Annotated in this window: 9 protein-coding genes and 1 tRNA gene; 2 read left to right on the top strand and 8 right to left on the bottom strand. The window is 35.2% G+C overall.

Annotation, left to right across the window (positions count from 1 at the left end):
• Positions 1-120: 120 nt before the first annotated feature.
• The 5 genes from EKM68_RS08275 to EKM68_RS08255 form a co-directional block, all read right to left on the bottom strand.
• Positions 121-510, bottom strand: coding sequence for a tautomerase family protein (locus tag EKM68_RS08275; RefSeq protein ID WP_125589697.1), 390 nt, complete (start codon positions 508-510; stop codon positions 121-123).
• Positions 511-634: 124 nt separating this feature from the next.
• Positions 635-1141, bottom strand: coding sequence for an acyl-CoA thioesterase (locus EKM68_RS08270; RefSeq protein ID WP_125589694.1), 507 nt, complete (start codon positions 1139-1141; stop codon positions 635-637).
• Between the two features lie 44 nt (positions 1142-1185).
• Positions 1186-2025, bottom strand: a complete 840-nt coding sequence (locus EKM68_RS08265; protein WP_125589692.1) for an alpha/beta fold hydrolase — start codon at positions 2023-2025, stop codon at positions 1186-1188.
• Between the two features lies 1 nt (position 2026).
• Positions 2027-2449, bottom strand: coding sequence for a MarR family winged helix-turn-helix transcriptional regulator (locus EKM68_RS08260; protein ID WP_125589690.1), 423 nt, complete (start codon positions 2447-2449; stop codon positions 2027-2029).
• A gap of 102 nt (positions 2450-2551) precedes the next feature.
• On the bottom strand, positions 2552-4567 hold the full coding sequence (locus EKM68_RS08255; RefSeq protein ID WP_125589688.1) for a hypothetical protein: 2016 nt from the start codon (positions 4565-4567) through the stop codon (positions 2552-2554).
• A 285-nt stretch (positions 4568-4852) separates the two neighbouring features.
• Here EKM68_RS08255 and EKM68_RS08250 point away from each other — a divergent pair, with 285 nt between their 5' ends.
• Together EKM68_RS08250 and EKM68_RS13855 are read left to right on the top strand one after the other, a co-directional pair.
• The gene (locus EKM68_RS08250; protein WP_125589686.1) at positions 4853-6583 is read left to right on the top strand and encodes a hypothetical protein; all 1731 of its coding nucleotides are present in this window, start codon (positions 4853-4855) and stop codon (positions 6581-6583) included.
• A gap of 29 nt (positions 6584-6612) precedes the next feature.
• On the top strand, positions 6613-7083 hold the full coding sequence (locus EKM68_RS13855) for an SHOCT domain-containing protein (protein WP_125589683.1): 471 nt from the start codon (positions 6613-6615) through the stop codon (positions 7081-7083).
• A 65-nt stretch (positions 7084-7148) separates the two neighbouring features.
• Here EKM68_RS13855 and EKM68_RS08240 read toward each other — a convergent pair.
• The 3 genes from EKM68_RS08240 to EKM68_RS08230 form a co-directional block, all read right to left on the bottom strand.
• Positions 7149-7222 (bottom strand) — tRNA-Arg (locus EKM68_RS08240).
• 57 nt (positions 7223-7279) lie between these two features.
• On the bottom strand, positions 7280-8500 hold the full coding sequence (locus tag EKM68_RS08235) for a DEAD/DEAH box helicase (protein WP_125589680.1): 1221 nt from the start codon (positions 8498-8500) through the stop codon (positions 7280-7282).
• 1 nt (position 8501) lies between these two features.
• On the bottom strand, positions 8502-9512 hold the full coding sequence (locus EKM68_RS08230) for a Gfo/Idh/MocA family protein (RefSeq protein ID WP_125589677.1): 1011 nt from the start codon (positions 9510-9512) through the stop codon (positions 8502-8504).
• Positions 9513-9546 lie beyond the last annotated feature (34 nt).

The raw sequence follows: 9546 nt of genomic DNA, 5'->3' as shown, positions 1-9546 counted from the left end.
TGTGCATAAAAATAGGCATCCTCAACGAGGATGCCCAAGGCTCAAAATCATTCATCAATACTATTTGACAAAGAACCACAAAAATGTATGCTATCTTACCTTGGGTTCCCTAATATTAAACTATAGCTTTCCGTTCAGAAATTGTGCTTCACCGTTGCCAAAGCTCCAATCCGCCTTGGTATTAGTAGTAATATTGATCATGACATCAGATGGCGAAATGCCCACCCCTTCATGCAATGCTTTGACCAAACTGGCATAGAAATGTTCCTTATCGATTTGTTTGCGTGGGCTTGATGTTAAACTGAAAAGTAAAATTTTATCTGTTCTTTCCAATCCCAAGCCAACATCCCAAAAAATCATTTCTTCAGGTTCATGCTGTGTAACTACTTGATAACGATCACGCGGTAATAAATGTAATTCATCGGTAGCAACCTTGTATGAAATATCCAAAATATCCTTGATCTCTTTTTTGTCACGACCTTTGATCATATCAATTCTCATTAATGGCATATTATTTTTCTCCTCAACTCTTTTAATTTTTCCAACAACTTCGAGCCCAAACTTGTTCAGCGTTAATTTATGATTCTTTATTATGTGTATCAAAAAATTTAATCACTATTAGGTGATCAAATTTTTATTTTGTCCAAGGAAATTTTAGACTAATCTTTTTGTTAAAATCATATTGCTGCTTCAACTTATTCATTCGTTCAATCTGTCGTTGTTCATAACCTTCACAGACGAAGCTATATTCATCGGTATCAGGAACCACTTCTGGTAGTTCTATTCCTTGCTCTACAACCACAAATGATGAAAAACAAGTTAAGCCTAAGAAACGTTCACCGGTCTTCAGATGCTCACCAATTATTTTGGTAAAAACTTCAATTGAACGTGTACCAACACCAGACACATAAGATTCTGTACACATAGAATCCTGTAATCTAAATGGTAAAATAAAATTCACTTGATCAACTGACGCCGTGACCGTTTCTATCCTTGCCACACGAGAAGCTGGAATGGACGAATTGTCATCGATCGTGGCCAAAATTTTGCCACCAAAAACTGTATCGTGCTCATTCAGATCTGACGAAAATACACGATGATTACTTACAGATAAAGTCTGGGAAACATTAATAGTCTTCATATATATATAATTTCCTTTTTATAATATTCGTTAATATTATTATACTAGAAAAAATTCTTAATTAATTGTGCGATTACCTTAGCATGTGTTTCCAATGCAAAGTGACCACTGTCAATCAGATCAACTTCAACATTTTCATCATCTTGCTTAAAAGCTTCAGCACCTGGATAAATGAAAGATGGATCATTTTTACCCCAGACTGCTAATAGCTTAGGTTGATTATCACGTAAATATTTTTGAAAATTCGGATAGTCTTTAATATTGTTTTGATAATCAAATATCAAATCCAATTGTCTCTGGTCATAACCTTCACCGTGAGTATACGCAATATCAAGCATATATCCATCTGGAGATACTGAATTAGGACGTGTACCAAACTTGTATTGTCCAATGATTGTTTTTGGTTCAAATGCCGTTCTATATGAATTGCGCTTTTCTTCAGTTGGATCATCCCAAAAGTCCTGACGAGTAGCCCATTTTGAACCTAAGCCTTCTTGATAAACATTACCATTTTGACTAACAATACCTTCAATCCATTCTGGATGTCTGACAGCAATCTTGAATCCAATTGGAGCACCGTAATCAAAAACATACATGTAAAACTTATCTACTGAAAGTGACTTCAAAAAATCTTCCATGATTTCACTCAGGTGATCAAAAGTGTATTCAAATTTTTGATGATCAGGCGATTCTGATTGACCAAATCCAGGATAATCAGGAGCAATTAAATGAAACCTATCCTCAAGCTCTGGTATTAGATCACGAAACATGTGACTGGCTGACGGAAATCCATGAAACAAAATCATTGTTGGCTTAGTAACGTCGCCTGCTTCACGATAAAAAATATTTAATCCATTTATATTTATTGTTTTGTATTTTACCATTTCATTTTTCTCCTAGTTTATTATTATTCTCTGTAAGTAAGTTAGTCATCTTAGATTTATCATCACCCAACAATTCATCTGTGACATGTCCGAACTCGTCCAAACATTGATTAGCAATAACCAAAAATTCACGTCCAGATTTGGTCAATTCAACTTGAGTTGATCTCCCATATGGTATCAAGCTTACCAATTTTTTATTTTCTAATATTTTAACCATTCGTGAAACCGATGAACGATCATATCCTAACTCTCGAGTTATCTCCATAATTGATGAAGGATTATGATCTTCAACATTCATCATGATATATGAATAAGACGGATTCATTTTGGTCGGTGCAAATATTTTGTCAGCAATTTTTTCAATTGAGCGCATATATCTAGCTGCCGTGAAATAAGCACAAGTTCTATAAAAATGATGTTCCATTTAATCACTCCTTCATCTATCGTGCATATACACTATAAGCTTAAAAATTTTATTTTTCAAGACAAAATAAAAAAACTACGTTTCCGTAGTCTTCAAAAGTATTTAAAGTGTATCTTCAAATACCCAAGTTAAAGTTGTGTTATAGGTTCCTGCCTTCATAACGGCATCGTCCAAATACAAAAGTAATCCGTCTTTCTTTCCCCAACCGATCGAATCAAATGACTCACCAGCTTGAGTTTCCTTCAAAAAGGTTTTATTGTTCAAAATACTGACATAACTGTCATTATCGTAATACCTAATACTAGAGGATAACTGGTCACCATTCTCATTTTCAAATTGGCGCTCTTGTTTTACATAAGCTTTCTTTCCTTTTTTATCACGGCGCCTGTCATTAACCTCGACAACATTACCATTAGGAAGATTATGCTTGTCTTCTCGATATTGTAAGCTTTGTGTATTAAAAGAATTTACTGCTCCGTAATGCAAGTCTTGAATTGAAACAATAAATCCATCCAATGTGTAATTGATCTGTTCCGTAATTCCTTTTGACATGTAAACTTCATCATCATTGGAATTTCCATAAATATACGGTGTATACGTTAATGACTCAGTACCTGTTACACCAGCTACGGTTGTACTAACTTCAACCGAATGTACTCTAACATCGACCCCATCAAAATCCAAACCGCTAATAACCAAATCATCAGTATTATCTTCTGAATTGGGAACAATTGAATATTTACTAGAATCTATAACAGCATCATCTAATTTTACACTATTGATTTTCGTTGATTTGTGCATCGGAATGACATAATACCCATCTTTCAATACACCACGGTCACTATTCTCAGTTATGACTGAATGATAAGTAATCACATCATCATTACTAACATCATTTAAGTTATGTTCATCGTCATCATTACCAGAATAAGAATCATTGGTTACGGTGTTTTCAACGGTAATATCTGGCTTATTAATGACCGTCAAATTAGCTTGATTAGTCGTCATTGTCTTTGTTTGAAGATTCAAAGTTCCATATTTAAAGGTGATTTTTGCTTGATATTTCGTACCATCGTCATCCATTGTTGTGGCTGGAGTTGTATAGGAAATATAGTCTTTGTAATTAGAAGTAGTACTTTTGGCAACTGACGTTGATTTACCCTTTTTATCGTATTTAAACCATTCGATCGTTATTTTACCTTTGTTAGTTGATTCATCATCACCAACTGTGTCACCGTACATCGTATAAGTTGCAGTCTCACCAATGTTGACCGTCTGGTCATCTAATCCTCCACCAACTCTGACACTAGTTTGAGCACTGATTTTACTTCCGTTAGGATTTTGCATCGTTCCAGTTATAGTAACAGTTCCAATAGCACCTTTTTTAGCAATCAACTGTGTCGTTTTTCCGCCATTTTCCTTGTCATCTGAGAAATCTGCAATTTCTGGCTTATCAACTGTATATGTCATTTGACCGTTAGCATCGCTAGGAATCGGATGAGCATGAACATAAGTATCATTGTTAGCCAAATCATTATCACCAAGGTTATATAGATAATCATCATCTGTTGTTATAGTCAACTCAGTAGCATTAACTGGTTCCTTCGCATGAACTGCTGTGACTTGCGAATAAATATGTGTTTTCGCTAGCCAACCAGTCAAATAGTTCCAGTACTGTGTATCAAGCTGGTACCAAGTCGTTCCGATTTCCTTGGGTGTAACTGGGAAATTCATGCGATAGCCACCTTCAGATTCCGGAACTGCTGACCAAGTCTCACCAGCATCAGTTGTCTTGTACCATCTATAATGCGGACTGTCGAGAAGTCCCGTTAGGACTGACCAGACTGATCTACCAGCACTCGTTCGAATGATAACAGTCTGCCCAACTTGCGTATAATAATCACTTTCAGGCTGAAGTGAATAACCATTAGTCAGCCAAATACCTAATATCTTAACAACATCACGATTGGGTTTTTCCATCGGTTTAACTATAATTTCTTCATCGTCAGCACGTACTTCACTGACGTTATTGTTTTTGACCACAAAAAGCAGCCCAGTAAAAATCAAAATAAGGCAGGACAATCTAAGCAGCATCTTCTTAATTGGATGTTGTTTCATGATAAGTTCTCCTTTATTAAACTATAAATCTTTTCGTAAATATTATCTCAAATAATCATATCCAAAAAATGTCATTAGAGGATATATATATTTATATAAAATGATATTAATAATCTAACATAAAAAAAAGACTATCGTACTCACATTCATGCGATACTGAATAATCTTTTTTAGTTATGTACAATTCGTCTCGAACCACTACACATTCGATTCCGATATACTGATTTTCAGATAAATTTTTATTTGAGTAATGGCTTCGATATAATATCTAACAGGGAGGAAATTATGCATATTTCTATTACTACAAAAGGATTACTCAAGTTTCTAGGATTGATTTTATTTTATGCCACTCTTTCAGCTATCATGGCAATAACCTTGAATTCCAAAGGTATCGTCTGGGGCGGTGATGATGCCCCCTTTCACATTGGTAGATTGATCAGTCTTAATTATTCGTTTCAACATGGAAATTTCATCCCTAGTATTTCCAATTCCAATTTTAGACAAATAGGCTATGGTATCAATCTGTTCTATCCGTGGATTACAATTGCACCAATAGCTCTCTTATTCTCACTTTTTAGTAATCCCATAACCGCTTTTTATACTGGCATCGGGATCTACTTTTTCATCTCATTCCTCATTAGTCACCTCGTAATGACTAAATTTTCCAAATCATTTTGGAATGCAATTATTTTTTCGTTATTTTATAACTTATCAAACTATCTATTGATAGAGGTTTTGCCACGGACTGATATAGCAGAATTCATTGCGACAATTCTTTTACCGATATGTTTCCTGGGATTGTATGAGATTTTCTTCCGTGATTTCCATAAATGGAATCTCTTGGCCATCGGGATGTCAGGGCTGTTACTAACTCATTTATTATCCACAGTTATTGTTTCATTTTTCTTTATAATTATTTTGTTACTATACATTATCAAATCCAACAATTATTGGAATCGAATCAAGGCACTATTCAAAGCAATTTTGGCAACAATTTGTGCCGGTGCTATATTTCTGATTCCATTTTTGAACGAAATAACTTATCAACCATATGAACAACCTTCGCCATATACCCTTAAAGGCAAAGTCCTTGAAAAAATGATTAATGCTAGTTTTGCAAATAGCAGTATCCAAAGTGCCAGTGGCAATACTTATAATATTGGTGTCTTTCTGTTAGTAGCTTTGATTCTTGGCTTGATATTCTTTTATAAGTTCACGCCACTTTATAAAAGTATCTATGTTTTAGCATTTTTATCATTCTTCATGACAACAGATATATTTCCATGGGATTTGTTCCAAAATACTCCAATTCGTGTGATTCAATTTCCTTTTAGATTTTTGATGGTTGCAACCTTGTTAACCGCAGTTATTGCTGCCAAATTACTTATAATGTTGATTGAAAGTTTTCATATGTCCAAACTACAATTACCTATCACAATTTTATTAGCAATAATTCTTTGTGGATTTTGGATCTCATCCGCACAGACTGCTCAGCAACAAAAGATGATTTCTAAAAAAACTCAGATAATTACTAGTAAACAAATAAAAAAGCACAGTGTCTATGAAGATTACTATGAACAATATTCCCCGGCTGCTGCTGGTAAATTCATTAAATCAACTATTTGGCACATTGGTAAAATAAATAACCAAAAAATCACCTTCAACCCACAAGCCAAAGGTGAATCCACTGTCTTTAAATTGGGAGAAATGTCTAAGAATACCGTAATCGAATTACCGATCATCCGTTACAAAAATACTGAACTGACTATTAATGGCAAGCGTGCAAAGATTTCTACAAGTAAAAATGGAACAGTCAAAACCAAATTGAACAAAAAAATAAAGCACCCTAACTTTAAAGTGACTTATAAGACAACTAATTTAGCAATTTTTAGTGCCGCCTTATCGCTAGTCACTTGGATATCATTATTATTAGGACTTAACAACAAGAACAGGTATGACTGGGAAAATATGAAGAAATCACTAAAAAATATCGTAAATAATGATTCTGCGGTATAATTAAAACCTATTAAATATGGGGGATTATTATGCAAGCAAATTTGGTTAATAAAAACACTAACGAAGTTAAAAACGTTAAAGTCGGCTTCTCATGGACAGAATTTTTCTTCGGGTTTTGGCCCGCAGTGTTCCGTGGCGATTGGAAATGGCTTTTGATCATGCTATTGGTTGATGTTGGTCTAGGAGTATTCACTTGGGGTGGTGGATCATTGCTATTCAACTTCATCTTTGCCTTTTTCTATAACAAGTTTTACGTGAAGGATTTGATTGAAAAGGGATTCGAACCTTCTGACGAGGGTGACTACCATACATTAGTTGCTCAAGGTTACATTCAACCAAACATGCGCTTCGGTACGGCCTATAATAATAGTCAAAATACTGCTAATGTTACAACTGACGCATCTCTTGAAGAATTGGATAAACTAAAAAAGCTTCTTGACGATGGAACCATTACTCAAGAAGAATTTGATGCAAAGAAAAAACAATTGTTGGGTTTGTAAAATTTTGATATAAAAAGCGTGAATTCCTATATAAAGGAAATTCACGCTTTTTAGTTACCTATTAGTGATCCCTCCCGGAATCGAACCGGGGACCTACTGCTTAGGAGGCAGTTGCTCTATCCAACTGGGCCAAGGGACCATATGACACTATTAATAATAGTGCCACCAAACTATTTATATTTCAAGCAAATTTAAATTAATGCTCGGCCTTTGGTGCTCGACGCTTACCTTTGTTCTTTTGATCACGTAAACGTTTCTTTTGTTTTGGCTTCGGTTGTGTCTTTTGAGCTTGACGTTTTTCTTTTTGATAAGTTTCTTTATCTGAATAAGTACCATCACGATTCAAGAAGACTTTTTTAACCTCAACATCAGTGAACTCTTGTAAGTTACGGAAGTCATGGCTGTTACCAAACGTTAGAACATCTCCCGCTTTGCCCATTCTACCAGTACGGCCACCACGGTGAACATATTCACTGTCATCACGCGGAATCATATAATTAACGACCGTCGTAATATTATCAATATCCATTCCACGAGCAGCAACATCAGTCGTCAACATTAAGTTAACTTTTTTAGTAGAGAATGAATGCAAGGCTGATTTACGTTGTTGTGAAGACATCTTACTATCCAAAGCAACGTAATTAGTTTTGTTGTAACGAAGATCACTAATAACCTTATGTAATGAACGGGAATTGTTGAAGAAAATAATTCCCTTAAACTTTTTATTGTGCGCTAATTCTCTGATCAAAGCATTCTTAGTTCCATCTGAGGCCGCATTGATAAAGTAATGCTTGATTCCGGCAGTATAAGAACTATCATCACGTTGGTCGATCATCAAGAAGTCTTGACCAAACCACTTGTGCATTTCTTTGAAGATCTCATTACCAGTGGCTGAGAAGAATGTCATTTGAACATCCCCTGGCATTTGGTCAATAGTCTCACGAACAGATTCAAGTTTAGATTCATTCAACATTTCATCCGCTTCATCAACGATAACTGTTTGAATCTTACCAAGTTTAACTTTTCGTGCTTCAGTTAATTCCTTGAGACGTCCTAGTGTTGCAACCAAAACTTCGGGTTTCTCTCTTAACTTCTTCAATTGTCGTTGTGGATTAGCTCCACCAGTTACAGCTTGAACATTGCATCCAATTGCCTGGGCTAATGGTTGAATTACTGTTCTAACTTGAATCGCTAATTCTTGTGATGGTTCCAAGATCAATATTTGTAATCCATCACCCGGCACTAATGTTTCAAGCATTGGCATTGTAAATGCCAATGTTTTACCTGAGCCAGTTGGTGCCATTGCAATCAATCCTTTGCCCTCTTTAAATGGCAAATAGACTGATTCTTGAATCTTAGTCAGTTTTTCGAATTGATTCTCTTTGAAATAATCTTGATATAATTTAGGTATGTCCACTTTATTTTTCCTTATCCGCTTCAAATACAAGTCCAGCGCTGGTTCTGGCTTGCTCTAGCACACGATTAACTCTTCGTGCATAACTGCTCAACTTATCATAAGTCGCAGTGTCATTCTCGTTCATTATTCTAGCAAACTCAACTGCTTCTGAATCCATTGGATTATCACTCTTAGTTGTTGGTATTACTGACATTTTCTTATCAGCATCCGCTTCTGAAATTTTAGTGATATCACCAGCACTATCCATTAACAAAGTCTTCTTGCCGAAGTATATTTCTGAAGGCATATATGAATTCTTAGTCTTGCCGACAATAATATTAACATCGAACTTGTCATATTTAAGAGTCAAACTACCTGATCCATCAATTCCTGTGCTAAGTATTTCTGGTTCATAGTCAACCTTATTAGGTGTTCCAAATAAGACAATTGAATCATAGACTGCATAAACTCCAAGGTCATACAAGGCACCACCTGAAAACTTAGGATTAAAAATATTAGGATTCTTACCTGCCAAGAAGCTATCCATTTTACTTGAATACTTCATGTACGACAAAGTAGCACCAGTTAATTGTTCACGGTTGGCATCAACGTATGATTGAATCTTCTTAAAGATAGGTTCATGTATCTGACGAGCAGCTTCAAAGAAGTATACGCCCTTTTCATGTGCTAAGGTATCTAAAATTGTATATTCGCGAATGATTGAAGCGCTTGGCTTCTCAACAATTACATTTTTACCATTCTCAATTGCCTGACGAGCTTGTGCAAAATGTAGAGCATTTGGTGACGCAATATAAACAGTATCAAAATCGTCACTTGCAAAAAACTTATCCAAATCTGTACTGATTTTTACAGATGAGTTGTCCAACTCCTTACTCAAGCCATCAATAAATGTTTGAGCTTTCTCTTCAGTTCTTGAATAAACTCGAGCCAACTTAAATGACTTGGTTTCATCAGCTGCCTCAATAAATTGTTGCGTGATCCAACTTGTTCCGATTATTGCTAAATTTCTCATAAAATCACCTCATTATTAATTTTACTTATATGAA

This window comes from Companilactobacillus jidongensis (genome assembly GCF_003946575.1).
Classification (GTDB): domain Bacteria; phylum Bacillota; class Bacilli; order Lactobacillales; family Lactobacillaceae; genus Companilactobacillus; species Companilactobacillus jidongensis.
The sequence above is the reverse complement of the archived record's forward strand: the minus strand, read 5'-3'. Positions and strand labels throughout refer to the sequence as shown.